At 60.6% G+C, this 24,931-nt stretch carries 21 protein-coding genes; 5 read left to right on the top strand and 16 right to left on the bottom strand.

What is annotated here, in order from left to right:
• Nucleotides 1–89 precede the first annotated feature (89 nt).
• Nucleotides 90–533, top strand: a complete 444-nt coding sequence (locus tag P775_RS27910) for a helix-turn-helix domain-containing protein (RefSeq protein ID WP_180287318.1) — start codon at nucleotides 90–92, stop codon at nucleotides 531–533.
• On the opposite strand, the gene P775_RS04340 is transcribed toward P775_RS27910, so the two are convergent.
• Nucleotides 478–1,482: an alpha/beta hydrolase family protein gene (locus P775_RS04340; protein ID WP_180287317.1), complete on the bottom strand. Its 1,005-nt coding sequence runs from the start codon at nucleotides 1,480–1,482 to the stop codon at nucleotides 478–480. The genes P775_RS27910 and P775_RS04340 overlap by 56 nt on opposite strands.
• A gap of 299 nt (nucleotides 1,483–1,781) precedes the next feature.
• Between P775_RS04340 and P775_RS04335 the strand changes: the two genes are divergently transcribed.
• Complete coding sequence (locus P775_RS04335) at nucleotides 1,782–2,807, top strand: fatty acid desaturase (protein WP_099909806.1); 1,026 nt, start codon at nucleotides 1,782–1,784, stop codon at nucleotides 2,805–2,807.
• 38 nt (nucleotides 2,808–2,845) lie between these two features.
• On the opposite strand, the gene P775_RS04330 is transcribed toward P775_RS04335, so the two are convergent.
• The 10 genes from P775_RS04330 to xylF all read right to left on the bottom strand — a co-directional run bounded on the left by P775_RS04330 (nucleotide 2,846) and on the right by xylF (nucleotide 15,805).
• Nucleotides 2,846–4,144 (bottom strand): sigma-54-dependent transcriptional regulator, encoded by a 1,299-nt coding sequence (locus P775_RS04330; RefSeq protein WP_099909805.1) that lies wholly within the window; start codon nucleotides 4,142–4,144, stop codon nucleotides 2,846–2,848.
• Nucleotides 4,141–5,937, bottom strand: coding sequence for a sensor histidine kinase (locus tag P775_RS04325; protein ID WP_099909830.1), 1,797 nt, complete (start codon nucleotides 5,935–5,937; stop codon nucleotides 4,141–4,143). Before P775_RS04325 ends, P775_RS04330 begins: the two co-directional genes overlap by 4 nt.
• Nucleotides 5,938–5,971: 34 nt before the next feature.
• Nucleotides 5,972–6,337, bottom strand: a complete 366-nt coding sequence (locus P775_RS04320) for a DUF1850 domain-containing protein (protein WP_099909804.1) — start codon at nucleotides 6,335–6,337, stop codon at nucleotides 5,972–5,974.
• Nucleotides 6,334–8,406, bottom strand: a complete 2,073-nt coding sequence (locus P775_RS04315; protein ID WP_099909803.1) for a TRAP transporter permease — start codon at nucleotides 8,404–8,406, stop codon at nucleotides 6,334–6,336. The genes P775_RS04320 and P775_RS04315 overlap by 4 nt, the downstream gene beginning before the upstream one ends.
• Nucleotides 8,407–8,481: 75 nt before the next feature.
• Nucleotides 8,482–9,438, bottom strand: coding sequence for a TAXI family TRAP transporter solute-binding subunit (locus P775_RS04310; protein WP_099909802.1), 957 nt, complete (start codon nucleotides 9,436–9,438; stop codon nucleotides 8,482–8,484).
• A gap of 417 nt (nucleotides 9,439–9,855) precedes the next feature.
• The gene (xylA, locus tag P775_RS04300) at nucleotides 9,856–11,157 is read right to left on the bottom strand and encodes a xylose isomerase (RefSeq protein ID WP_099909800.1); all 1,302 of its coding nucleotides are present in this window, start codon (nucleotides 11,155–11,157) and stop codon (nucleotides 9,856–9,858) included.
• 11 nt (nucleotides 11,158–11,168) lie between these two features.
• Complete coding sequence (gene xylB / locus P775_RS04295; protein WP_099909799.1) at nucleotides 11,169–12,614, bottom strand: xylulokinase; 1,446 nt, start codon at nucleotides 12,612–12,614, stop codon at nucleotides 11,169–11,171.
• Nucleotides 12,611–13,360 carry an ATP-binding cassette domain-containing protein gene (locus tag P775_RS04290; RefSeq protein ID WP_099909798.1) on the bottom strand — a complete coding sequence of 250 codons (750 nt, stop codon included), beginning with the start codon at nucleotides 13,358–13,360 and terminating at the stop codon, nucleotides 12,611–12,613. Before P775_RS04290 ends, xylB begins: the two co-directional genes overlap by 4 nt.
• Nucleotides 13,361–14,659 (bottom strand): sugar ABC transporter permease, encoded by a 1,299-nt coding sequence (locus tag P775_RS04285; protein WP_099909829.1) that lies wholly within the window; start codon nucleotides 14,657–14,659, stop codon nucleotides 13,361–13,363.
• 111 nt (nucleotides 14,660–14,770) lie between these two features.
• The gene (xylF, locus tag P775_RS04280; RefSeq protein WP_099909797.1) at nucleotides 14,771–15,805 is read right to left on the bottom strand and encodes a D-xylose ABC transporter substrate-binding protein; all 1,035 of its coding nucleotides are present in this window, start codon (nucleotides 15,803–15,805) and stop codon (nucleotides 14,771–14,773) included.
• 221 nt (nucleotides 15,806–16,026) lie between these two features.
• Between xylF and P775_RS04275 the strand changes: the two genes are divergently transcribed.
• Complete coding sequence (locus P775_RS04275; RefSeq protein ID WP_099909796.1) at nucleotides 16,027–17,295, top strand: ROK family protein; 1,269 nt, start codon at nucleotides 16,027–16,029, stop codon at nucleotides 17,293–17,295.
• Nucleotides 17,292–18,758: a CRTAC1 family protein gene (locus tag P775_RS04270; protein WP_099909795.1), complete on the top strand. Its 1,467-nt coding sequence runs from the start codon at nucleotides 17,292–17,294 to the stop codon at nucleotides 18,756–18,758. The genes P775_RS04275 and P775_RS04270 overlap by 4 nt, the downstream gene beginning before the upstream one ends.
• Nucleotides 18,759–18,760: 2 nt before the next feature.
• Here the strand turns inward: P775_RS04270 and P775_RS04265 are convergent, their stop codons facing one another.
• The 4 genes from P775_RS04265 to htpX all read right to left on the bottom strand — a co-directional run bounded on the left by P775_RS04265 (nucleotide 18,761) and on the right by htpX (nucleotide 23,026).
• Nucleotides 18,761–20,080 (bottom strand): cytochrome-c peroxidase, encoded by a 1,320-nt coding sequence (locus P775_RS04265; protein ID WP_099909794.1) that lies wholly within the window; start codon nucleotides 20,078–20,080, stop codon nucleotides 18,761–18,763.
• A gap of 68 nt (nucleotides 20,081–20,148) precedes the next feature.
• Nucleotides 20,149–21,405 (bottom strand): D-amino acid dehydrogenase, encoded by a 1,257-nt coding sequence (locus tag P775_RS04260; protein ID WP_099909793.1) that lies wholly within the window; start codon nucleotides 21,403–21,405, stop codon nucleotides 20,149–20,151.
• Between the two features lie 194 nt (nucleotides 21,406–21,599).
• A complete protein-coding gene (locus P775_RS04255; RefSeq protein WP_099909828.1) occupies nucleotides 21,600–22,073 on the bottom strand; it encodes a CIA30 family protein in 474 nt (157 codons plus the stop codon).
• A gap of 20 nt (nucleotides 22,074–22,093) precedes the next feature.
• Nucleotides 22,094–23,026 carry a zinc metalloprotease HtpX gene (htpX, locus tag P775_RS04250; RefSeq protein ID WP_099909792.1) on the bottom strand — a complete coding sequence of 311 codons (933 nt, stop codon included), beginning with the start codon at nucleotides 23,024–23,026 and terminating at the stop codon, nucleotides 22,094–22,096.
• Nucleotides 23,027–23,235: 209 nt separating this feature from the next.
• On the opposite strand from htpX, the gene fnrL reads away from it, so the two are divergent.
• Nucleotides 23,236–23,967 carry a transcriptional regulator FnrL gene (fnrL, locus tag P775_RS04245; protein ID WP_342749635.1) on the top strand — a complete coding sequence of 244 codons (732 nt, stop codon included), beginning with the start codon at nucleotides 23,236–23,238 and terminating at the stop codon, nucleotides 23,965–23,967.
• 3 nt (nucleotides 23,968–23,970) lie between these two features.
• Here the strand turns inward: fnrL and P775_RS04240 are convergent, their stop codons facing one another.
• A complete protein-coding gene (locus P775_RS04240; protein WP_099909790.1) occupies nucleotides 23,971–24,801 on the bottom strand; it encodes a universal stress protein in 831 nt (276 codons plus the stop codon).
• Nucleotides 24,802–24,931: the final 130 nt, after the last annotated feature.

Here is a 24,931-nt window from a genome sequence, read left to right as displayed (position 1 = left end):
GTGCCTGTGTAGATGCCGCTGTTTGGAGTGTCGTGAGCGAGGGGGGAAGTGGTGGCGCGGCCCCGGTCGTTGCTGCCATGATGAGCGTCATGCTGATTGGCCTGTCCGGGGCGCTTTTGATGCGCACCGCCGACACGGTGCCACAGGAACATTATCAAGCGGCACAGATAAAGGAGCCCGTTGTCTTCCCCGACCCAAAAGAAGCGCAGGCTATTCTGGCAAGTGTCGAGGCGGCGCTGGCTAAGGGTCTGTACCGGGATCCCGACCTGACCCTTCAGCGGCTGGCGCGCCGGACGGGGCTCACGGCCCGCAAGATTTCGCAGGCCGTGAATCAGGCGCGGGGCTGCAGCGTCAGCGATCTGGTCAACGGCTATCGCGTACGCGAGGCGATGCGCCTGTTGAAGGAAAGCGATCAAACCGTCACGCAGGTGATGCTGGATGCCGGTTTCCAGACCAAGTCCAACTTCAACCGTGCCTTCAGGGCGTTTGCAGGGCAGACACCAACTGTGTACCGGCGTTCAGAAAGCGGATGATTGTGTTCGCAATCTCGGCGTGCAGCTCGACCCGGGGCGCGGTTTCCCCTCGGCAGACATAGGCATCCTCGCCCAGCAAATCTTCTGCGCCGGGCTTGCAGGCACTCATAAAGCTAAAATGCGTCGCCCCGATGATTTCCGCATAACGCGAGGTTGCTGTCGGCAGACGGGCACCCTGTTCACGGCTTTCCCAGCCAAGGGGAAGGGCAGGGTCCTCGATCCCGGCTGCCAGAGCGAGAACCGGTATCGGCAGACTGTTCAGGCTTTCGGGCGTAAAGCCGCGGATGCCTTCCATGTCCAACAGCACAGCTGCAATGATGCGAGAATCGCGGGTCGTCGCCAAAGGGGCATCCGCTTCCGCGCCATCCTTGCGATAGACGGTGCAGACCATCTTGTCAGTGCTGTCGCCGCAGGCCTCAAGCAGCCGCGCGGTCGAAAACGCACCGCCCGCAAGCATCAGCGCCGTTGATCCGCCCAGCGAGTGACCGATCACCGAAATGCGATTTCTGTCGATCTGAGGGGCAAGGCTTTTGTCCGCGAGCAGGGCATCGAGAACCCTAGACAGCTGCTTTGGACGATTTGAGGGTTCGCTTGCCCAGAGCGGATCCATATCGCCATAGGTTGTGCCCGGATGGTTGAGGGAGGCGACGATATACCCGGCGCTGGCCAGCCGCTCTGCCAGCCAGGCCTGATTGCGCCACATCCCGCTATAGCCATGCGACAGCACAGCAACGGGGTGCAGCCCGCCCGCGACGGATGCATTCTGGACCACCGGCACACCGACAAAGACGGGATTTTCGGCGACTATGGTCACGGGGGTTGTCTCTGACGTCGGATACCAGACCACGGAGTCGATCCCCGGAGTAGTGAGGGCGGCAAAACCGACCGGATTTGCCGTCGCTGTGGTGATGTGAAAGGTGAAGAAAAAGGCTAAGGTTAGGGTGCGCATTGGGAACTCCTTTGGTGTTTGATGCCCAGTTCCTGCCAGACAACGCGCGGCTCCGAGACCTCGAACGCGATAAAGGACGTTTTTGCGGCGAGAGCTCATCTCGGACCTATTCCTGAGCGCGGCTGACCGCCCTTTGCAGATCACAGTTGTCCTGATGACTGTTGGATACCGGCCGTTTTAACTGAAACAATTGGTCCGATTGTGCGTTATATTCTCTCGTTTTCATCTGGCTGCTCGTTTTTGCTTGCTATGCAACGGCGTTCGCGTATCCGAATGCAGGAAACAACTCGAAGCAGGCCATGATACATCAAACCTTTGACGGCTCGACGCGTGCACCAAGCGATTGGGTGCGCATTCTCGCTCGGTACCGCGAACCGAATGCCATGCGCAGCAGCTTTGAGCTGGGGGTCAGTCTAATTCCGTTCGTGGCACTCTGGGTGCTTGCGTGTTGGGTGGCGCAGACATCCTATGTGGGAGCGCTGCTGATTTCCGCAGTCAACGGCTGCTTCCTGTTACGGTTGTTCTGTATCCAGCATGATTGCGGGCATGGGTCGTTTTACGGAAATCGCACGCTCAGCGACTGGATCGGCCGCGCACTCGGGGTGGTCACGCTGACACCTTATGATGTCTGGCGGCGCACCCATTCGATCCACCACAGCCACGCCGGCGATCTTGATCATCGTGGCATCGGCGATGTGATGACCCTGACCACCGAAGAATATCATCAGCGCACCCCATTTGGCCGTTGGCTGTATCGTGCTTACCGGCATCCGCTGGTGATGTTCGGTGTCGGGCCGACCTATCTGTTCTTCCTCCAGAACCGCATTCCACTGGGCTTGATGAACCAAGGACGCAAGTACTGGATTTCGGCAATGGGCACCAACCTTGGCATCGCTGCCGTGGTCACTACGATCATCTATTTCGGCGGGTTGCAGGCATTGTTTCTGGTGTTTCTGCCCACCTCTCTGATCGCGGCCTCCATCGGTGTGTGGCTGTTCTATGTTCAGCACCAGTTTGAAACGACCCATTGGGAGCAGGCGGCAGACTGGCAGCTTCACGAGGCAGCTCTGCACGGCAGTTCGCACTATGATCTGCCGCCGATTCTGGCTTGGTTTACGGCGAACATTGGCATCCACCACGTGCACCATCTTTACAGCCGTATTCCGTTCTACCGCCTGTCCGAAGTGCTGCGTGATCACAAGGAACTGGTGGAATGCAGCCGCCTCACGCTTCTGCAAAGCTTCAAGTGTGCGAGCCTAGACCTTTGGGATGAGAAAAGCCGCCGTCTGGTGTCCTTCGCCACGGCGCGAAAAATGGCGTCCTGAACTTCAAACGTATTCACCCGGGCTGATCCGTTTTGGGTTCAGTCCGGATCCCTTAGCGGGCTTCTGCTTATCTTGGCAGTCAGGGTTCGGCGCGGAATACCAAGCTCCTGAGCAGCCCTTGCCGTATTTCCCTTGCACTGATCCAGCACGCGGGCGATCTCCATCGCCTCGAAGTGCAGGACCCTGTCCTTGAGGGTGCTTCCCGGCGCGCGTATGGTTTCAGCCACGCTACCCTCCAGCCCAATCACGCGCCGCAGCGCCGCCTGTCTCAGCTCATGACCATTCCCTGGCCAGTGGTGGCGCATCAGCGTCTTTCGGTCGGCAAAGGTGATCTCTGTCGCTGGCAGGCCGTGGCGCGCTGCGGCCTCTTTCACGAAATGTGCAAAGAGCACAGGGATATCCGCCGGAATTTCCCGCAGTGGCGGAAGCGAGATTTCCACATCCGATAGGCGATAGAACATGTCCTGCCGGAACATGTCCCGGGCAATCAGTTCGCGCAGGTCCGCGCTGGCAGCGGCGATGATGCGGATGTTGATCGGAGTCGTGGTGCCGCCCAGTTCGATACAGCGGGTCTGGATAAAGCGAAGCAGGCGGGGTTGCAGCGAAAGAGGCATCACATCAATCTGATCCAGAAACAGTGTGCCGCCATCCGCCGCCGCAATTCGCCCTGGACGCATGCTGCAATCTTCGTTCAGCTGACCAAACAGATCTGTCTCGAACCCAGTGGCGTTCAGGGCGGCGCAGTTGATGGTGACAAAGGGGCCTGTTTGGCGAGGCCCAGACTGGTGCAGAATGCGGGCTGCCAGCTCCTTGCCCGTGCCGGTTTCTCCTTGCAAGATTACATCGACATCCAGCGGCGCAATCTGGATCAACCGGTTGCGCAGGGCTGTGAGCGCGGTGGTATTGCCCAGCAACCGGGGCTGTAGCGCCTGCAGAGATTGGCGCAGCGCAGCGTTTTCGATCGACAGCCTGCTCGATTGCAGGGTTCGATCAATAACTGACAGCAAGTGATCGGCGTCATAGGGCTTTTCAAGGAAATCCTGTGCGCCCAGCTGCATGGCGCGCACGGCCTGACCAACGTCACCATGCCCGGTCAGCAGGATCAGCGGCACCTCGGCCCCACGGTCCCGAATCGTGCGCAGAAAGGCGAGTCCGTCCATACCGGGCATCCGCAAATCGCTGAGGATCAGGTCGGGCAGCCCCCTCTTCATCGCGTCCAGCGCGTCGGCGGCGGAGCCAAATCCGATGGGGCCATGGCCTGCCGCCGCGATGAGGTCACAAAGCCCCTCTCGGTGGTCGTCATCGTCATCCACGATCCAGATCACTGCTTTGATCATGCGGCATCGACCTTCACTTTGGGGATGGCCAGCGGAAGGGTGAGAACAGCATTTGTGCCATTGCCGGGAGCGGAGTTAAAGGTCAGCGTGCCTTTGGCATCCTCGACAATCGTCTGACATATCGAAAGGCCAAGGCCCAGCCTGTCGCCGCCCTGCTTGTGGCTGTAGAACGGCTCTTTGATCTTAGGCAGCGAGTCTGCGTCGATGCCAACACCATTGTCTTTCACCTGCACGATTACCGCGTCCCGCAGGGTTTCGCGTAACACTGTAACATGGCCGGTGGAGGTGTTCGGCGCGACCGCGTCAAGCGCGTTCAGCAGCAGGTTGACCAGCACCTGTTCCAGCCGCACCTGACTACCGGTCACGGCGGGCGCATTGCCGATCCGCTCCAAGGTCAGCGTAACCCCCATGCCGTCAGCCCGGTGCCGCACGAGGTCTAGTGCATTGTCCACCGCCAGATCCAGATCGACGCGCGACAGTGCCCCGTTTTCTTTACGGCCAAAGCTTTTCAGGTGCTTGATTGTGCGCAGCATGCGCCGGATATGCCCGCGGGCCGTTTCGATACGGGTGGTTGTTGCGGGATCCATCTTGCGAGCGCCGATCACGGCTGCGGCCAGAGTCGCCTCCATCGCGGCAAGTGGCTGACTGATCTCATGCACGATGGCGGTGGACATCCGGCCAAGTGCGGCCATCTTTTCAGCGTGGATCAGCGCCTCATGCGCCGCGCGCAAATCGGTTTCCGCAGTCATGCGGATTTCAATCTCGTCTGCCAGTTCGCGTGTGCGCCGGTCAACCTGCTTTTCCAGAAGCCGACTTTGCTGCAGGCGCATGCGCACAAGTCGTCGGCGCTGCAGAAAGGTCTGTACCAGAAGCGCCGCTGCGATGGTCGTGAGGGCAGAGATCGCAGCGACGGCAAGCGCCGTGCGCCAGGCGCCTGCTACAGATGCCGCCATGATAACCTGCCAATCGTCGGGCGCCATGGGTAAGCGGCGCATCAGGAGGGATCGGCCCGCGACTTTGATCGGCTGCGCAGATTGCAGAGCGGATTTTTCCGCACCAAGCAAAGGTGCCGCAGTGTCCAGCGCTGCGCCTTCGTAGCGGCGGGTTGTGGCGATGTGGTCTAGCGTCCCGGCTCCAAGCGCAAAAAGCGGCCGGTATAGCCAGGAGGACTGACCCGACAGAAAAACGATGCCGTCCGCATCGGCGATGGCCGTGTCGACCGCCGCGGATCGCCAGGCCTGTTGCAGCGGGGCGAGGTCGATTTTGACCACAAGAACGCCGCGTTGCCCGCCGGCAAGATCGACACGGGACGACAGAAAATATCCAGGCTGCCCGGTTGTGACTCCAATGGCATAGAATCGCCCGGTTCCCTCGGTGATCGCGTCAAGAAAATAGGGCCGAAAGCTGTAGTCGAAACCTAGAAAGCTGCTGTCAGTGTTCCAGTTGCTTGCAGCAATCGTTATACCGCCGCGGTCCAGCAGATAAAGCTGATCTGCGCCAGATACGCCTGCCACCGTCTCAAGATAGTGGTTGGCAGTGTACACAACATCGGCGTCAAAGGGTTCGGCGATGGCGCGGCGGATGCGGATATCCTGAGCGGTGACCTGTGGCAGGTAGCGAAAGCGGTCAATTTCGGTTTCGATGGACCGCCGGGTCAGGATCAGGGATTGATCCAGCGTCGTCGAGATGCGCGAAAGGGTCATCCGATAGGCCGCCATGCCCCCTGACATCGCCATCAGAGCGGTCAAGCAGAGCAACAGGGGCAAGGAGCGGGGTTTGAGGATCCGGGTCATGGCCTGGATCAGTTTGGCACCGCCCATGCCAGATTTAAAGCGGCATATTGCAGGGCGCGACGATGATCGGATCACCTTCCGCCGCACCGATCGTATGGCAGGTCCCGTCAGCGCAAAGTGTCCAGCCCACCCCTGTCGAGCCGGAGGCGGCGAGTACCATACGGGGCACCCGCAGATGCCCAGAAGAGATCCACCAGCCGTCTTTCAGTATGGCATCTGGCCCCGGCTCCATCCCCGCGCCCGATCCCTTGATCCGGGATTGGGTCAGGGTCAGGCCATCTGGAGCGGTAGTCCAGCTTTCCTCCCACTCGGTCTTTTCAACCGAGTGGCGCCAACTGAGCGTGAAAGCCGGATTGCTGAGATGTAGCGCAAGCGCGCCTATGGCGAGGCATGCGCTCATGCCTTGGCACGCCGCCGGGCCAACACCAATGCGACTGCAAAGATCGCTGCCAGGGCAAAACCGATCTCGTCCGTTATTGGCAGTGCCGCGATCAGCACGGCGGCGGTGACAACCGCAAGTATGCGCAAAGGCCAACCCAGCGGACGACCCAGCCATCCGATCACCGCCACGCCCCAAAGGCCGATGCATAGCACTGTCTTGAACACGATGTAAGCAACTGCGGGCCAGTAGCCAATGGCATCGGCCAGCGGACCACCTGCCTGCAACATAAGCGCTGGCGTGTAGACCGCCATGAACGGAATGACGAACCCTGCAGCGGCCACCTTGATGGCCTCGAACGAGATTTTCAGCCCGCTTTCCTTGGCGATGGGCGCCGCCGCGAAGCACGCCAGCGCCACTGGCGGAGTAAGGTCCGCCAGTATGCCAAAGTAAAAGACGAACATATGGCTGACAATCAGCGGCACACCCAGCGCCAGCAGGGCCGGTCCGGCAATCGACGATGTGATGATGTAGTTCGGGATCGTCGGGATCCCCATACCCAGCAGGATACAGGTGAACATCGTCAGGATCAGACTCAGAAGCAGACTTTGCTGCCCCACCGACACGATGAATTGGCCAAAGGTGTTGGCCGCGCCAGTCAGGGTCATGGTGCCGATGATTACGCCGACCAGCGCACAGGCGACACCCACTGGTAGCGCGGTTTTGGCACCTTCGGCCAGAGAATCCCGGCAGAGGATCAGCGTCTCGCGCCCACCTTTGGTCAGGGCGCACCACAGGATCAGCGCGGCAAGGGCTGCAATCAGGACGTTGATGCCGAACTCCAGAAACCCGGCGGCAACAAGGCCAAGACACACCCAGAACACGATGCGGATCACCCCAGCCGGAAGCTGCAGCACGACCGAACCGCCCAGGATCAGCAGAACCGTCAGGCCCAGACCAATCGTGCCGGCAAACAGCGGCGTATAACCGCCGAACAGCAGGTAGACGAGCACGCCAAGCGGGACCAGCAGCATCCAGTTTTCTGAGATTGCCTTGCGAGCTGAGGGGAGTTCTGCCTTGCTGAGACCGCGCAGGCCATACCGTCCTGCCTCAAGATGCACCATCCAGAACGCAGAGGCGAAATAGAGGATGGCCGGGATCAGCGCTGCCTTGACCACCTCAATATATGGCACGTCCAGCGTTTCGGCCATGATGAAGGCAACTGCCCCCATGACGGGCGGCATGATCTGACCGCCCATCGACGCTGTCGCCTCGACCCCGCCGGCAAAGGCTGGACGATAGCCAAATTTTTTCATCAGTGGGATGGTGAACTGACCAGTTGTGACCACATTGGCCACGCCCGAGCCCGAGATCGTGCCCATCAGCCCGGAAGAAACAACAGCAACCTTGGCCGCGCCCCCCTGGCGGTGCCCGAACATGCCCATGGCCACGTCGGTGAACAGCCGGATCATGCCGGCGCGTTCCAGAAAAGAGCCGAATAAGATGAACAGAAAAATATAGGTCGAAGAAACGTATGTTGGAATACCGTAGAGCCCCTCAGTCCCAAAGGCCATGTGGTCGACCACCTGGGAAAAACTGTAGCCGCGATGGTTCAACGGTGATGGCAGATACTGGCCAAGAAAGCAGTAGGCAAGGAACATGCCGGCAATCAATGGCAGCGCCGGCCCCATCATGGTCCATGCGGCGGCAAAGACGACGGTCAGCGCGATGACACCCACGACAATGTCCTGCGTCAGCGGACGGCCCGCCCGCAGAATCAGCGGCTGGTATTCCCACCATTGATAAAACGCGACAGCGACCCCTGCAAAGGCAAACGCCCAGGCAAGTGCCTTGAGCGATCCTGTTGCCTTGCGGCCATAAGCGACCAGAGGAAAGGCCAGCAGGGTCAGGAAACCGACGTGAAAGGCGCGCGTGACCTGACTGGAAAGATCGACGATATGTGCCGCCGTCAGGATCTGAAACACCGAAAAGATGACGGCGATCCAGAACAGAAGGCGACCGGTTGCATCAGCGTTGAATGCGACCTCTTGACCCTCTTGGGGATCAGGGGGCGTGGCGGGATTGGACATGGGGAACCTCGAACCGGGAACGGCGGTGAAGGGCGCACCGCAATAGGTGCGCCCGCCTTTGGAAAGGGGCAGTGCTTACTGCAGAAGGCCTTGTTCACGGTAATACCGCTCCGCGCCCGGGTGCAGGGGAATGGGCATGCCGTTCAGCGCGTTAGCGATGTCAATCTGTGCCGCCGCCTGATGCGATGCTTTCAGCGTTTCGAGGTTTTCGAACAGCAGCTTTGTCATCTGATAGGCAACTTCGTCGCTGACACCTTCGTGGGTGACCAGAAAGTTTGACACGGCGACAGTGGGCACATCTTCGCTCTGGCCGTCATAAGTGTTCGCCGGGATTGTCGCGGCGATATAGGGCGCACCCAGTGTCTCCGCCACGTTTGCCGGAATCGCCACCACGTTGATCGGCAGGGACGAGGCAAGATCGCGGATCGACGCGACGCCAAGGCCGGCCGATTGCAGAGTGCCGTCCAGCTGGCGGTTCTTGATCAGCTCGACCGATTCCGCGAAGGGAAGATATTCGACCTTACCCAGATCGTCATAGGACATGTCCATCGCGCCAAAGATTGCCCGTGCGTTCAGTTCTGTCCCCGAAGCGGGTGCACCGACCGACAGGCTCTTGCCCTTGAGGTCTGCAAATTCGGTGATGCCGCTTTCTTTTGTCGCGACAACCTGAATGTAGTTCGGATAGATCGCGGCAATCCCCCGCAGGCGGTCGAGTTTTGCCGGGAAGCCTGCATCGGCATTGCCTTCCCAGGCCATCGCCACGCTGTCACCTAGGGCAAAGCCCAGTTCACCCCGACCGTCTTGCAGCAGGTTCAGGTTTTCGACGCTGGCCTTGGTGGACTGCACCTGCGTGCGCGCGCCTTCGATCTTTTCACCATATATGTTCGCTAGACCCGCGCCCAGCGGGTAATAAACACCGGAGGTGCCGCCGGTCAGAACGTTGATGAACTCGCTTGCCTGTGCGGCAAAGGGCACTGTCGCCAGAGTGGATACAAGCGCGCAACCGCGCAGTGCGGATTTCAGATTGAACATGGTTTCCTCCCAGAAATATGACGAGCCTGCGCCATGGGGCAGACCGGTGATGGTGACGCTATGGTGGGCGGTCTTCGCGGCGCAAGTTTTCGGCCAGGTTCTGGTGGAAATCGCGTGCAAAAAATGACCTGCATGCTGGCAGAAAATGGCCAGACTTTCTCAAGATATTGTTTTAAAATGGTTGTTAAGGTGAGGGTGGTTGAGTTTGATCGGAGGCGTCGGTGACTCCCTGTTTCAGATCTCTCACCAGAAGGTGGTAAAGATCGCGTCGGCTGCGCTGCCACTTCTTACCGCCTTGTACCTCGTAAAGGTGGGGCGTTACTTATCGGCCGAAAAACTGAGGTGCTTTATCCAGAAGGTCCAAAGTCCCCCTGTTCAGACCCTCAGACGCCCCGGGTCACCCCGGGGCGCAGAGCATTAGAGATAGCGGTTCACGAGATTTTCCAGACGTTCCTGCCGACCAGAACTGGGCTGCGGATTGATTCCCTCGGACTGAACGCGTGTCGCGATGCTGTCCAGATCGCTGTCCAGCATGGCCTTTGCCGCTGTCGTCTCCCATCCAGAATAGCGGGCATCCCGCGCCGCCTCCAGCTTGCCATCCTCCAGCATTGCAGCCGCCGCCTTGAGGCCCGCCGCGCAGGCATCCATACCGCCGACATGGGCAAGGATCAGATCCTCGGCATCCAGCGACTGACGGCGCAGCTTGGCGTCAAAGTTGGTGCCGCCGGTGGTGAAGCCACCCGCGCGCAGCACCTCGTAATAGGCCAGCGTCATTTCGGGGACGTTGTTGGGGAACTGGTCGGTGTCCCATCCGGACTGATAATCGTTGCGGTTCATGTCGATGGAGCCGAAGATTCCCAGCGAGCGTGCCATTGCCAGCTCATGCTCGAACGAATGACCGGCAAGGATCGCATGGCCCTGTTCGACGTTCACCTGAACCTCTTTCTCAAGCCCGAATTCCTTGAGGAACCCGTAGACTGTAGAGACATCATAGTCGTACTGGTGCTTCATCGGTTCCTGCGGTTTGGGCTCGATCAGGATCGCACCTTTGAAGCCGATCTTGTGCTTGTAGTCGACGACCATCTGCAAGAACCGCCCGGCATGGGTGCGTTCCTTGGCCAGATCGGTGTTCAGCAGGGTCTCATACCCCTCGCGCCCGCCCCAGAGGACGTAGTTTTCACCGCCCAGCTGCAGCGTGGCATCCATGCAGGTTTTCACGGTCGCGGCGGAAAAGGCAAAGACATCGGGGTCGGGGTTGGTGGCAGCACCTGACATGAACCGACGGTTCGAGAACAGGTTCGCCGTGCCCCAGAGCAGTTTGACGCCTGTTGCGGCCTGCTTTTCTTCGAAGTAGTCAACGATCTCACGCAGGTTTTTGGTGTTCTCGGCAAAATCTGCGCCTTCGGGGCGGACGTCCGCATCGTGGAAGCAGTAGTAGGGCACATCAAGGATCTCAAACATCTCGAAGGCGACATCGGCCTTGAGTTTGGCGAGTGCCATGGTGTCGCCAAACCACGGGCGTTCGAACGTCTGCCCGCCGAAGGGGTCGCCACCCGGCCAGGCAAAGCTGTGCCAATAGGCGGCAGCAAAGCGCAAATGGTCCTTGAGCGTCTTGCCCATCACCACCTCGTCCGGGTTGTAGTGGCGGAAGGCGAAATCGTTGTCGCTGTCAGCGCCCTCGAATTTGATTTTCTGGATGCCTTGGAAAAAGTCGGTCATTTTGGGGTCCTTTAGGTCAGGCTTTTCAGGGCCGTATAGCTTTCGCGGTAGCGGGCATGTGCCTCGGCAAACGCAGGTGTCAGGGCGACATCTGGATCGATGCTGCGCGCAATCGGGGGGGCGGTGGCGATTTCGGCGCCAGCTCCGGTGGCGGCCATCATGCCCAGACGAGCGGCGCCAAAGGCTCCGCCAAAGTCGCCGGACACGGGCAGATCTATGGGCATGCCAAGCGAGGTGGCGATGGCCTTGACCCAGTAGTCGGATTTTGTGCCACCGCCGACGCCGATCAGGCGGGTGATTTGGGTGCCGGTGCCGCAAAGTGCGTCAAAGCTGTCGCGGAAGGCATGGGTGACGCCCTCAAGCACGGCGCGGGTCAGAGCGGCGGTGTCGTTGCTGTGGTCGAGGTGGAGAAAGGCGCCCCTGATAGCGGCATTGTTGTGCGGCGTCCGCTCTCCGCCCAGATAGGGCAGGAAGAGCGTGCGCCCGGGAGCTTGCAGATCGCCAAGCGCTCCGGTCAGGGCGTCGGACTTTTGCCCCACGGTTCCGGCGAACCAGTTCATGGCATCCGCAGCGGCAAGGATGACGCCCATCTGGTGCCATGTCTCGGGCAGCGCGTGGCAGAAGGTGTGCACAGCACTCGCCGCCTCCGGCTGATATGCGGCGGAAGAAGCGAAGAGTACGCCAGAGGTCCCGAGCGACACAAACGCCTCCCCCGGTTTCACCACGCCGACGCCGACCGCGCTGGCGGCATTGTCGCCACCGCCGCCAGCGATCACAATGCCCTTGGGCAGGCCCCATTTGGCGGCCAGCTCATCGCGCAGAGTGCCGGAAACTTCGGACCCTTCGACCAGACGCGGCATGTGGTCCCGGCTGAGTTGCGTGGCGGCCAGCAGATCGTCCGACCAGTCCCGCGCCCCGGTGTCGAGCCAGCTTGTTCCCGCAGCGTCCGACATTTCGGCCACATGATCGCCCGCCAGCCAGAGGCGCAGGTAATCCTTGGGCAGCAGCACCTTGGCGACTTTGGCAAAGGTCTCGGGCTCATTTTCCTGCACCCAGACCAGTTTCGGTGCGGTGAAGCCGGGAAAGACGATGTTGCCGGTCAGCGCGCGAAATTGGGGGTCAGCGTCCAACGCCGCCGCCTGTTTTGCTGATCGCGTGTCGTTCCACAGGATGCAGGGCCGCAGCACCGCATCATCCGCGCCCAGTAGTGTCGCGCCATGCATATGACCCGACAGGCCGATCCCTGCCACGCCGTCGAGCGATACCTGAGAGGCCAGCGCCGTCATGACCGCATCTGCTGCTGTCAGCCAGCTGGCCGGGTCCTGCTCGGACCAGCTGTCGTGCAGGCGCTGCACTGTGAGGGCAGAGGACGCTTCGGCGATGATCGCCTGCGACTCGTCCATGACGATGCCTTTGAGCGAAGATGTGCCCAGATCCAGACCGATATAAAGGCTCATGCTGCCGCCTTTGGGTTTTTGCCCAGGATGATCATCGACAGGATGTCATCCTCTGTTACGTCCTCGACCCGTTCGGTGCCGACAACCTGACCGTTTTTCATCACGGAAACACGGTCGCACAGATCCATCATTTCACGGGTGTCGTGGCTGATCAGGAAGATGCCGAGGCCTTGTTTCTTAAGCTCGGTGATCAGATCCGCGACCATCTTGGTCTCATGTACGCCCAAGGCTGCCGTCGGTTCGTCCATGATCAGGATGCGCGCCTTGAAATAGACGGCGCGGGCAATAGCGACCGACTGACGTTGACCGCCTGACAGCGCCGAAACCGGTTCTTTCAGCTTTTTGAAGTTGGGGTTGAGCCGCGCCATGATCTTGCGCGTTTCGGCCTCTTGCCGGGAATCATCGACAAAGCCAAAGGGCGTGGTCAGCTCGCGCCCCAGGAACAGGTTAGATGCGGCGTCGAGGTTATCGGCCAGAGCCAGCGTCTGGTAGATCGTTTCAATGCTGTTGGCGCGGGCGTCGCGGGGCGACTGGATGTCGACCTTTTTGCCATTGATCCAGATCTCGCCTGAATCCGCTTTGTAGGCACCGGACAGGATCTTGATCAGCGTGGATTTACCGGCACCGTTGTGGCCCAGCAGGCCAACAACCTCACCCGGATACAAATCAAGGCTGACGTTATCGACGGCATGCACACCACCAAAGGCAATCGAGATATTCTTCATTTGAACAAGGGGTGTGGTCATTTACTTGGCTCCCGTCCGCTTGCGGTATTCGATGTCGACCCAGACGGCAAAGACCAGGACCGCACCGACGACGATATTCTGATAGGGCGCATCAACCCCGACCATCGCCATGCCCGATTGCAGCGATTGCATGATCAGAGCGCCAAAGATTGCGCCGTAGATTGTGCCGATCCCGCCGGACAGGGCGGTGCCGCCGATGACGGCTGCCGCGATGACACGCAGTTCGTCCAGCGTGCCGATGTCGTTGGTGTGGTATCCCAGTCGGGCCGAAGCGACGACGCCCCCAAGCGCGCAGAGCACGCCGACGATGGCAAAGATCTTGACCGTCAGGAACCGTGTGTTGATGCCCGAAAGACTTGCCGCATCGGGATTGCCGCCGGTGGCAAAGATGTAGCGGCCCAGACGTGTACGTGTTGCGATCACCGTCATGACAACGGCGACAAAGATCAGCAGCAGCACAGAATAGGGGATGCCGTAGGCAACTGTGCAGCCCTCGGCCTGGACGCAGCCATATGCTGCAAAGTCCCGTGCCACGACGCGTTCGGGCAGTTCATAGGCGTTCAGCACTGCGACAAAGCCCAGGATCGCGCCGATGGTGATGGCGATCACGACCATTTCAGCCCAGGCGGGTTTGACCGGAAAGCCATGGCGGACCTTTGTGCGGCGCCCCGACCAGAGACCCACGGCGGCGGCCACGGCAGCGGCAATGCCGATGACCCAGCTCCAGAACCAGCCGAGCGTGCCGGTGATGCCGCCGAACAGGATATAGGTGTCGTCGAGGGGACCAATCGTCTGTCCGCTGGTCAGATACCAGCCGACGTTGCGCCAGACCAGAAGGCCACCCAGCGTCACGATAAAGGCCGGAATGCCGCGATAGCCCACGAGCCAGCCCTGCATGCCGCCGATGACTGCACCGGTAAGCAGGCCGAGGCCGATGGTGATCCAAGGGATCAGCGGCGATCCAATCTCGATCCCCATCATGTTGGGCAGCCATCGGGTCTGCAGCATGCCCATCACGGCGGTACAGGTCGCAAGCAGGGCACCGACGGACAGGTCTATGTGGCGGGTGACAATCACAAAGACCATGCCGGTCGCCATGATGGCCACGCTGACCGTCTGGATCGTCAGGTTGAAAATGTTGCGCGGAGTGAGGAAGCGTCCGTCGGTCCAGAAATTGAACACGAGACAGATAACAAAGAACGCACCGATCATGCCCAGAAGGCGTGTATCAAGTTCGAGCTGTTTGAAGAGGCTGCGCTTTTGCGCGGGCACGGGGGTCGATTCTGTCTGATCAGACATTCTGGCTCCAAGATGCAGGGGGGTGGTCTGCAGGGCATCGCGGCGGCGCAATGGGCGGCTGCGGGAAAAGAAAACCCCGGCCAGCGTGTACGCAGGCCGGGGCATGTCAGCTTAGTTACAGGGCGCGGGACCGTCGGTCACACCTTGGCAAAGCGCGTCCTTGGTGATCCAGCCGGCATCGACCACGACGGACAGGTTGTCCTTGGTGATCGGCACGGGCGTCAGGAACTTAGCTTCCATCTCGGTGCCCGAGGGAGAGGTCCAGCTCTGCGCGCCGTCGATTGTGGCCATGTCACCGTCGCCACTGGCCATCGCAACAGCGATTTCAGCTGCAGAGCGGCCCAGATCGCGCGCGTCCTTCCAAACCGAAACGGTCTGCGTGCCCAGAGCCACGCGGTTCAGCGCCGCGTGATCGCCGTCCTGACCGGAAACTGGAATGCCCTCCATCCCCTGTGCCGTCAGCGCAGCGACTGCGCCGCCGGCCGTGCCGTCGTTGGAGGCGACAACCGCGTCGACCTTGTTGTCATTCGCCGTCAGGATCTGCTCCATGTTGCGCTGTGCGTTCGCGGGCAGCCAGCCGTCTGTGTAGGCCTCGTCCACGATGACGATCGCGCCAGAGTCGATGGCCGATTGCAGGACTTCCTGCTGGCCGCCGCGCAGGAAATCCGCATTCGGATCGGTAGGCGAGCCCTTGATCATCACGTAGTTACCTTCGGGCTGCGCGGCCAGAACGGCCCGAGCCTGCATGCGCCCCACTTCGACATTGTCAAAGGTCAGGTAAAACGCGCGGGGGTCTTCGATCAGGCGGTCATAGGCGACAACTGGAATGCCTTCGTTTGCTGCGGCATCAACAGCCGGGCCGATCGCATCGGTGTCCTGCGCCAGAATGATCAGAGCGTCGACGCCCTGCGCGATCAGGCTTTCTACATCCGACAGCTGCTTGGAAGAAGAAGACTGTGCGTCGGCAGACACATAGGTCGCGCCTGCGGCATCCAGAGCCTCTTTGATCGCGGCTTCGTCGGTTTTCCAGCGCTCTTCCTGAAAGTTCGACCAGCTCACGCCAACGGTCATGCCGTGGCTTTCGGCCAAAGCGGCCGAGTTGAAGCCGACGACCGCAATGGCCGCCGCTATAATGGATTTGTGCATACTGTCCTCCCGAGACGTATCCCCGCTTTGATACGGGGCGTGGGTCTTGTGACCCGACAGGCGCAAAATGCCATATTTAATTCATCTGTCAAAATAAAACTAACATGCAATCGCTCAATACTTCAATTTGTTACTATTCAATTGCAGCCGATTGCGCCAGAATCCAGCGAGGAACGCCTTTTTGCCTTTGCAGGTGCAGAAATTTGTTTGAGTTGAAAACAATGTGTGATGTCCCGGGCGGCAGTGCAGGGTCCGAGCCGCAGAGCAGCGGCTGCGGTCCGATTCTGTCGGCCTCGGCCGCACCGGCGCGTCCGCTGCGTCAGCAGATTTTCGAATCAGTTCGCGCGGCAGGGCGCAGTGCGCGTGCGGATGTGACACGTTCTCTAGGTATCAGCGCGGGCTCAGCTACCACACTCAGTGCCGAGTTGATTGCCGCAGGCTTCCTGCGCGAAGTTGAAGGTCTCCCACGCGAGGTTGGGCGGGGTCGCCCGCCCGTGGCGTTGGAGGTGGTGCCGGACGCGCGGCTGGTCATCGGAATCAAGCTGTCGGATGCCTTGCACACGGCAGTGCTGACCGATTTTGCGGGCACGGTGCTGGCCGACGTCTCTCAGCCTACGCCGCCCCACCGCAAATCGGTTGAGGAGACCCTGTCCGAGGTGAGCGATCTGATCGCCGCTGTTCTTTCCAATGCCGATCGCCGCCTGTCCGAGGTCAGCGCCATCGGCGTCGGGCTGCCCGGGCTGGTCGAACATGACACAGGGATGGTTCTGTGGTCACCCCTGCTGGATCAGCGCGACCTGCCGCTGGGTCCAGCAATGGCGCAGCGCTTCGACCTGCCTGTGTTTCTCGACAATGACGCGAATGTGCTGACCTTGGCCGAGCTGTGGTTTGGCGCAGGGCGCGCCCGATCTGACTTTGCCGTTGTCACGATCGAAGAAGGCGTCGGTATGGGCGTTGTGTTGGGCAACCGGCTGTTTCGGGGCAGCCGGGGCATCGGGCTTGAGCTCGGGCATACCAAGGTGCAGCTGGATGGAGCCCTGTGTCGCTGTGGCCAGCGCGGCTGTCTTGAGGCTTATGTGGCGGATTACGCTCTCGCACGCGAGGCGGCGACAGCGCTGGGCCGCAATGCCCGCAACCTGCAAAGCGCCAGTGTCATGCTGGACACGCTTTTTGCCCAGGCCAAAGGGGGCAATGTAGCGGCGCGCACGATATTTCGCCGCGCAGGGCGCTATCTGTCGCTGGGGCTGGCCAATGTGGTGCAACTATTCGATCCCGAACTGATCATCTTGTCGGGGGAGCGAATGCAATATGACTATCTTTACGCGGACGAGGTGATGGCCGAAATGCGTGCGCTTATTCTGGCCGATGGTCGCGAACCCTGCCCGGTCGAAATTCATGCTTGGGGTGATCTGGTCTGGGCGAGGGGGGCCTCCGCGCTCGCGCTCAGCGCTGTGACAGATATGGCGCTGGGTGAAGGTTGGGCGGGATGATCCGCATTCTGTTGTATTGCCTTCTTGCAACAACTGCAGGGGCCGCCCCGCTGTTTGAGGATCATTCCGATTCCTTGCCCAAGCATATCTATTCCGGTGGCTGGGAGCATTTTGTCCGCGGCGGTGTTGCGGTTTTCGATTGTGATGGGGACCAGCGGCCGGATATCTTTGCCGCAGGCGGAGATGCCCCAGCTATCCTGCTGCGCAATACCCGGGCTTTTACGTTTGCCGAGGTGCCGCTGATGCCGCTTACAGGGATGACCGGTGCCTATCCGCTGGATTTGGATAGCGACGGATGGATGGATTTGTATGTGCTGCGTGTCGGTCCGGATGTGATGTTGCGCGGCGCGCCTGACTGTGCCTTTTCCGACGCGACCGACAACTGGGGCCTGCGGAAAAGCGATCAATGGAGCACGGCCTTTACCGCCTGGTGGACGGATGAGGGGCGACCGCAGATGGCCGTGGGCCACTATGTCGACCGTGCCAATCCCGATGGCCCGTTTTATGCCTGTGACACAAACACCCTGCTGATCCCTGACGCCAGTGGCTTTCGCGACGAAACGCTCGCGCCGGGATTTTGCAGCTTGTCGATGCTGGCCGCGCGGGATGCCCGGGGGCTCCTCAGCCTGCGCATCTCGAATGACCGGCATTATTACGTGAAGGGGGGGTATGAGCAGATGTGGGACATCAAGCTGGGCAGGTTCCTAGATGCGGAGGACGGCTGGGCAAAGGTCTCGCTCTGGGGGATGGGTATTGCCAGCCGCGACCTGACGGGGGACGGCCGGGACGAAGTTATGATGACCTCGATGGGGGATCAGTTGTTGCAGATCGCACAGGCGGATGGAACCTATGCCGGGGCGCCCTATGCCATCGGCACCTATGCGACGCGGCCCCATGTGGGTGATGACGGGCGCCCCTCGACCGGGTGGCATGCGCAGTTCGGAGATGTGGACAACGACGGGCGCGCCGATCTTTTCATTGCCAAGGGAAATGTGGATCAGATGCCGGGCATGGCGATACACGATCCCAACAATTTGCTGATGCAGCAAGCGGACGGTACCTTTGTTGAGGCGGCTGCCGAGGCAGGGGTTGCCACAACCGACCGGTCCCGTGGCGCGGCCCTTGCGGATTTCGACGGCGACGGGCGGCTGGATCTGCTGGTGTCGAACCGCCGCGCACCGCTGGAACTGTATCGCAATGTGACCGCAGACACCGGTCACTGGCTGCAGGTGGCGCTGACCCAACCGGGCGGTAACCGCAACGCCGTTGGGGCGCTGGTCACAGTGAACGGTCAGGTGCAGGAAGTCACTGTGGGCGGTGGCCATGCGGGTGGGCAGGCGCTGCCATTACATTTCGGTCTGGGGGAGGTGTCCGAGGCCGAAGTGTCGGTAATCTGGCCGGATGGAATAAAAACCACCGGTTACAGTCGGGCCGACAAAGTCCTGTTTCTGACCCGCCCCTGATGTCAGCGTGCCACCGGCAGCCCACTTGGAACTGTGGCCGGAATCCCTAGGCGACCTTTCAGGGCAGCGGGGTCGGTGAGCGTGTCGAGAAACGCCACGAGGGCGGTGATTTCAGCGTCGGATAAAGCGACGGACCATTTGGCGGCCGCAGCAATCGCGGCGACTTCTTCCGTATCCTGCATGATGATTGCATCGTCAAACGGCAGTTTTGGCAGGATGGCCTGAGTAAGGTCATAGTTGTGCAGCCCTGCAAACGGATCGGCATGGGCGGCAATAAACCCCGCCAGATCGGCATGTGCACCGGCATGACCATAGGGCGCAGTCAGGGCGACGTTGCGCAGAGACGGGGTTCGAAAGGCAAAAAAATCCTCATTTCTGCCTGTCACGCGAAAACGGCCCTCATCTCGGGAATGAAATTCGAATTTCGCAGCCTTGCCGGGGCCGATCTGTGGCGCACCCATTGCGTGAAAGCCGTGATCGGTCTGGAACATGCCGGAATGGCAGGTGCTGCAACCTGCGCGCCCATAGAACAGGTTCAGGCCGGTCATGGCCGGTGCGGGCAGGGCAGACGTGCCCCGCAGATAGGCATCGAACGGCGATGTGTCCGACCGCCATTCCAGCGCCATGAAGGCCGCGATGGCGTTCGAGATGTCTGTGAAGGCGATGTCCTCTGGTCCGCTTATATGAGGATAGACCTGTGGAAACCGCGCAGCATAGCCTGGCACTGTAGCAACCCGGCGCGCGATCAGATCCCAGGCGCCGCCCTTACCTGTCAGAATGCCTTGGCGCACCGCGCGGGCAATCTCGTTTTCCTGCACATGGCCAGCCATCTCATCCGCGCTGAGCACGGGGAACATGGTCTGCGCAGATAGAAGCGAGGCAAAACCCGCCACCATGTCGTCGTCCAGCGGGGTGCGAAACCCGCTGGGCCGGGCAAGATCGACTTCGATCCGTCCATCGTCAAACAGGTGGGTGAACTCAAGCGCGCCAAGGTTGAACAGGGCGGGGGCGTTGCGGGGCACACGTGCCTCTGGCATGTTTTTGGGGTCCGCAACGCGGTCAGGACCAAGTCCGATGCCGCCATCGCCCAGCGACAGGGACAGCCCGTCGCTGGTGCCAAAGCGGGGATGGTGGCAGGTGGCGCAGGATACCTCGCGATTGCCCGAGAGGATCGGATCGTAGAACAGCACCTGCCCCAGCGCAGCCTCGGCCGGGTCAACCGGCGCATAGGCCGCGTCGGTCGCCAGTGCTGGAAGGTCAGCGGCTACAGCCGACATTGCGGCGGCGAGATAGACCAAAACCGCCAAGATCTCCTTTTGCATGACTTCCTCCTAGTGCCTCGTCCAATACTGTCGGGACAATGTGGGACGCGCAAGGGATCACTGGGCGATCAACTGTAGCGATCCGCGGTCAGTCCCTCCATCGAAATTTCGGGCATCTTGCCCAGCACCACATCGGCCACTGCCCGGGCAGAGCCTGCGGCCATCGTCCAGCCCAACGTGCCGTGACCGGTGTTCAGGAACAGGTTTTCATATCTGGACCCACCCAGAACCGGTGTGCCGTCGGGCGTCATCGGGCGCAGGCCGGTCCAGCCTTCAGCCTTGGAAATATCGCCGCCCTTGGGGAACAGGTCGTTGATCACGTGTTTGACCGTATCGGTCGCATGCGGGCCAAGGCGGTTGGAATAGCCTGCAATCTCTGCTGTGCCCGCGACACGGATGCGGTCACCCAACCGGGTAATCGCAACCTTGTGGGTTTCATCCATAAGCGTGGATTGCGGCGCATAGGCGTCGTCGGTGACAGGCAGGGTGACCGAATAGCCTTTGATCGGGTAGACGGGAAGCCTGACCCCGATGGGGTTCAGAACGCGCGGGCCGTAGCTGCCCAAGGCGCAGACATAGGCATCCCCGGTGATGCGCCCGGCGACTTCGGTATCAACGCCGGCCACCTTTCCGTTCTCGATCGCAATGGCGCGGATGGACTGGCCATACTGGAATTCGACACCCATTTCGGCACATTTCTTTGCCAGTGCGATGGTGAACATCCTGCAATCCCCGGTGCGGTCGGCGGTCAGCTGCAAGCCACCGACGAATTTGTCGCGCACCTCGGCCAGCGCCGGTTCGGCGGCGATGCAGGCGTCGCGGCCCAACACCTCGTAAGGGCTGCCGTATTCCGCCAGAATCTCCTGATCGGCCTTGGACCCCTTCATCTGCTTGGCGGTGCGGAACAGCTGCAACGTGCCCTGCGCGCGACCGTCGTATTCGATGCCCGTTTCGGCGATCAGATCCGGCATCACATCGCGCGAATAGTTCGAAATACGCACCATTCTGCCCTTGTTGATGCGATAGCTTTCGTCGTTGCAGTTGCCGATCATCTGCAGGCTCCACTTCCACATGGTGGGGCTGATGAGGGGCCAGATGAACAGCGGGCGGCGTTTCATGAACAGCCATTTCAGCGCCTTCACCGGAATGCCGGGCGCCGCCCAAGGCGATGTCATGCCATAGCTGAGTTCGCCCGCATTGGCATAGCTTGTCTCAAGTCCCGGGCCGGCCTGACGGTCCAGCACCGTGACCTGTGCCCCACCTTTGGCAAGGTAATACGCTGTGGTCACGCCGATGACCCCGGCACCCATTACGACGACTTTCATGTTAGACATTCCCTTTTGCGGTTCCGGGTTCAGCATGCGTCGGCATCGGTTGGGCTACAAGGTGCGCGCGCCCGTAAGGCACACCGTTGGGCGATCTGATGTCCAAGGATGCCCGCAGACAACGTGCAGTGGTCAGGTTTCGTGCAATGAGCGGCTTTGTGGCGGCAGGTGCTGCTGTGTCTTCGGCTCTTGCTTCAGTCGCGGTAAAGCCGGACCGCAGAAACAGCGACATCCGCAGCAAATTCCCGACCGATCCCCAGCACACCGATCCGACGCAGATGCGCCGGATTAAAGCGCTGTTCGGTTCGGTGCGGTTGCATGTCGGCAAAGGCAACGCGGCGGGTTATCCAGTTGGACGGTGCGGTGAAATCTGTTCGGAATGACTGCCAAGGGCGGTTCAGTTGATCTGTGCGCAGGCGCAGGTCATAAGTTTCGCTATTGCCCAGCACATCGAGTTCAATGCCGCTCCAAGTGCTTGCGTCAAAGGCGCATCCGTCAGGGCGTAGATCAAAGGCCATCTGCACAAAGCCACCATTGTTGTCGAGCGACACCTGGCCGGTCAGGCGCATCGCATTGCGCCCGTTCAGATTCTGGGGCTTCAGCTGTCCCTTCGATATGCCGCCCATGACACCGTCTGCGATATATTCCCAGACTGGAGACAGTTTCATCAATTGCTTGTCGGGCGTGTTCAGCTCCATGGGCCCTGCGATCTGTTGCCGCCACGGCGCACGTTGGGAATATGTGAGGTTCCGGTAAGTGTCTCGCTCTGCGGAGCACGGGCGGCGGGTGCTGATCCGGCCATCTGCCGCAGCGCGGCGACGCGGTTCTCGGTCGCCGGGTGGGTGGCAAACAGGTTGTCACGCTTGCCACCGTGCAGCGGGTTGATGATGAACATATGCGCCGTTGCGGGGTTACGCTGAGCGGAGACATTGTCGATACGTAAGGCGCCCGCCTGAATCCGCTCCAGAGCCGAGGCGAGCCAGAGCGGATGACCGCAGATTTCCGCACCCGCCTTGTCGGCGGCATATTCGCGGGTGCGGCTGATTGCCATCTGCACAAGGGCTGCTGCCATCGGGGCAAAGAACATCATCGCCAGCGTGCCGATAAATCCCATCCGTTCGCGGCTGCCGCCAAAGAACAGCGCAAAGTTCGCCAGCATCGAAATGGCACCGGCAAAGGTTGCGGTCACGGTCATGATCGCCGTGTCATGGTTGCGGATATGGGCGAGCTCGTGGGCGACAACACCGGCCAGCTCCTCTCGGCTCAAACTCTGCATCAGCCCCGTGGTCACCGCGACGGCGGCATTGGCGGGGTTGCGTCCGGTGGCAAAGGCGTTTGGCTGGGGCGTGTCGATGACATAGACGGCGGGCATCGGCAGGCGCGCATTGTCGGCCAGCTCGCGTACCAGCTGGGACAGCCCGCTAGGATCCCGCGCGCCGACGGGGCGGGCATTGTGCATTTTCAGCACCATCTTGTCCGACGACCACCAAGTGAAGACGTTCATGCCCGCCGCAAAAATCAGCGCAATAATCGCGCCGCCCGCGCCGCCCAGCAGATAACCCAGTCCCATGAAGAGCGCGGTCATCGCCGCCATCAAAATTGCTGTCTTGAAGTATCCCATTTCCGAACCTCTGTTCGCCTACCTCTGATCATATAGGAAGCAGGTCACGAGGTGAAAAGAACCGCCTGAAAAAGGCCACGGGCTGCTGAGTGCAAATTGGGGAGCACATCATGGGCGTGCGGAGGCACAGGGTCGCCAGAAGAGATCCTGCTATGCAACACGTGCAGATTGTAAAGCCCTGCGTATATTGTCATACAAAGGGTATGAACATGGCACCCCGCAACGAAAGCTGCCAGAATTGCCCCATCCGTCACTCTGCAGTCTGTGCAGATTGTGAACCTCATGAGCTTGCAATTCTTGAACAGCTAAAGAGCTATCGGACCTATGCGCCGGGGGCCACGATTGCGTCGGCCGGTGAATCCCTCGCGCATCTTTCATCGCTTGTCAGCGGCTGTGCCACGATGTCACGTACGCTCGAAGATGGGCGCAGGCAGGCCGTCGGGCTGCTGCTGCCGGCGGATTTCATCGGACGTCCAGGCCGAGCGACATCCTTGTTCGACATCGAAGCGGTAAGCGAAGTTACGCTTTGCAGGTTCGAACGCATGCAGTTCGAACGGATGGTCCGGGACACCCCGCATATCGCGACGCGTCTGTTGTCCATGACACTGGACGAACTTGACGTGGCCCGCGAGATGGCTGTGACGCTGGGCCGGATGACCGCGCGTGAAAAGATCGCGTCGTTTCTTGTTTCGCTGGCGCGGCGGCAGGCGACAGTCACGCGGCATTCCGGGCCGAAATCCCCGGTCGCGCTGCATCTGCCACTGTCTCGCCAGGCGATTGCCGACCACCTTGGGTTGACGATTGAAACCGTCAGTCGGCAGCTCACACAGCTGCGCAAGGCGGGACTGATCGCGCTGACGGACAGCCGCGATATCTCCATTCCCGACTTTGAGCGTTTGCAGGTCGAAGCCGGTGAAGATGATTTCACCCCTGTTATCTGAGCCTTAGCGGGCAAGAAACAACGACACCCCAGAGTTCTGGACCATCTCGCGGGTCACGCCGCCCAGAAGCTGTTCGCGCAGCTTTGAATGACCATAGGCGCCCATGATCAGCAGATCGGCCTGAGTTTCGCGGATGTGCTGTTTCATGACATCCGCAATCCGAGCCTTCATGCGAGGCAGCAGCTCGATTTTGCACTCTATGTCATGCCGCGACAGGAAGGTTGCAAGGCATTCCCCAGGGGCAAAGCGGCCTTCTGTCGACTGCGGCGGATCCACCATGAGGATCGTCACGACCTTGGCCTGCCGCAGCAAGGGCAGTGCTGCGCGGGTTGCGGCCAATGCCTGATCGGAACTGTCCCAAGCTATGGTGATGCTGTCAAAATTCGGCAGATCCGAACCGTCGCACAGCAGGATTGGAAGGTCGCTGCCGAACAGCACCGCATCAAAAAGGACTTCGGATTCGAAATTGTCGCTGGTCGGGCGGGCCAGGACGGCCAGATCGGCAAAGCGGCAGGCCTCTTTCACGGTCTGCGTCAGTCCGTCTGCTCCGGCCATCAGCGCCTGACTTGTCCAGGTTATGTCTTCGCGGGATAAACGTGTGCGGGCTGTACTGTCGCTGTCGCGCAGCCGGACGCGGGTTTCCTCGATTGTGTCGGCGATGATGGCGCCACTGACGCCAAATCCGGCGCCAAAGTCGCTGGTCACAATCGCAGGCGCTGCTGTGCTGACAACATCAAGATGCGATTCGAACCGGCGCGCACAGGCGATTGCCATTTCAAGGGTTTGCGCTGCGCCACTTTCGGGCAGCAGGGTGCAGAGGGTCGGAAAGTCCATTGCAGCAATCCTTCATGGAGGTGCGGTTTATGCAGGCAGACTGATCCTATTTTTCTTCCCTCACCTTGATTCAGATCAACGCGACCCGACGCGCGCTCAAGATACTCAGCCCAAGACGCGGCCCTCTGAA

The organism is Puniceibacterium antarcticum (assembly GCF_002760615.1).
GTDB lineage: Bacteria > Pseudomonadota > Alphaproteobacteria > Rhodobacterales > Rhodobacteraceae > Puniceibacterium > Puniceibacterium antarcticum.
Note: the sequence above shows the minus strand (reverse complement) of the source record. Positions and strands in the feature narration are given on the sequence as shown.

Excerpts from the sequence above, each read along its gene's own strand:
- P775_RS27910 (WP_180287318.1), top strand. The coding sequence starts at position 90 with ATGCTGATTGGCCTGTCCGGGGCGCTTTTGATGCGCACCGCCGACACG.
- P775_RS04340 (WP_180287317.1), bottom strand. The coding sequence starts at position 1,482 with ATGCGCACCCTAACCTTAGCCTTTTTCTTCACCTTTCACATCACCACA.
- P775_RS04335 (WP_099909806.1), top strand. The coding sequence starts at position 1,782 with ATGATACATCAAACCTTTGACGGCTCGACGCGTGCACCAAGCGATTGG.
- P775_RS04330 (WP_099909805.1), bottom strand. The coding sequence starts at position 4,144 with ATGATCAAAGCAGTGATCTGGATCGTGGATGACGATGACGACCACCGA.
- P775_RS04325 (WP_099909830.1), bottom strand. The coding sequence starts at position 5,937 with ATGACCCGGATCCTCAAACCCCGCTCCTTGCCCCTGTTGCTCTGCTTG.
- P775_RS04320 (WP_099909804.1), bottom strand. The coding sequence starts at position 6,337 with ATGAGCGCATGCCTCGCCATAGGCGCGCTTGCGCTACATCTCAGCAAT.
- P775_RS04315 (WP_099909803.1), bottom strand. The coding sequence starts at position 8,406 with ATGTCCAATCCCGCCACGCCCCCTGATCCCCAAGAGGGTCAAGAGGTC.
- P775_RS04310 (WP_099909802.1), bottom strand. The coding sequence starts at position 9,438 with ATGTTCAATCTGAAATCCGCACTGCGCGGTTGCGCGCTTGTATCCACT.
- xylA (WP_099909800.1), bottom strand. The coding sequence starts at position 11,157 with ATGACCGACTTTTTCCAAGGCATCCAGAAAATCAAATTCGAGGGCGCT.
- xylB (WP_099909799.1), bottom strand. The coding sequence starts at position 12,614 with ATGAGCCTTTATATCGGTCTGGATCTGGGCACATCTTCGCTCAAAGGC.
- P775_RS04290 (WP_099909798.1), bottom strand. The coding sequence starts at position 13,360 with ATGACCACACCCCTTGTTCAAATGAAGAATATCTCGATTGCCTTTGGT.
- P775_RS04285 (WP_099909829.1), bottom strand. The coding sequence starts at position 14,659 with ATGTCTGATCAGACAGAATCGACCCCCGTGCCCGCGCAAAAGCGCAGC.
- xylF (WP_099909797.1), bottom strand. The coding sequence starts at position 15,805 with ATGCACAAATCCATTATAGCGGCGGCCATTGCGGTCGTCGGCTTCAAC.
- P775_RS04275 (WP_099909796.1), top strand. The coding sequence starts at position 16,027 with ATGTGTGATGTCCCGGGCGGCAGTGCAGGGTCCGAGCCGCAGAGCAGC.
- P775_RS04270 (WP_099909795.1), top strand. The coding sequence starts at position 17,292 with ATGATCCGCATTCTGTTGTATTGCCTTCTTGCAACAACTGCAGGGGCC.
- P775_RS04265 (WP_099909794.1), bottom strand. The coding sequence starts at position 20,080 with ATGCAAAAGGAGATCTTGGCGGTTTTGGTCTATCTCGCCGCCGCAATG.
- P775_RS04260 (WP_099909793.1), bottom strand. The coding sequence starts at position 21,405 with ATGAAAGTCGTCGTAATGGGTGCCGGGGTCATCGGCGTGACCACAGCG.
- P775_RS04255 (WP_099909828.1), bottom strand. The coding sequence starts at position 22,073 with ATGAAACTGTCTCCAGTCTGGGAATATATCGCAGACGGTGTCATGGGC.
- htpX (WP_099909792.1), bottom strand. The coding sequence starts at position 23,026 with ATGGGATACTTCAAGACAGCAATTTTGATGGCGGCGATGACCGCGCTC.
- fnrL (WP_342749635.1), top strand. The coding sequence starts at position 23,236 with ATGGCACCCCGCAACGAAAGCTGCCAGAATTGCCCCATCCGTCACTCT.
- P775_RS04240 (WP_099909790.1), bottom strand. The coding sequence starts at position 24,801 with ATGGACTTTCCGACCCTCTGCACCCTGCTGCCCGAAAGTGGCGCAGCG.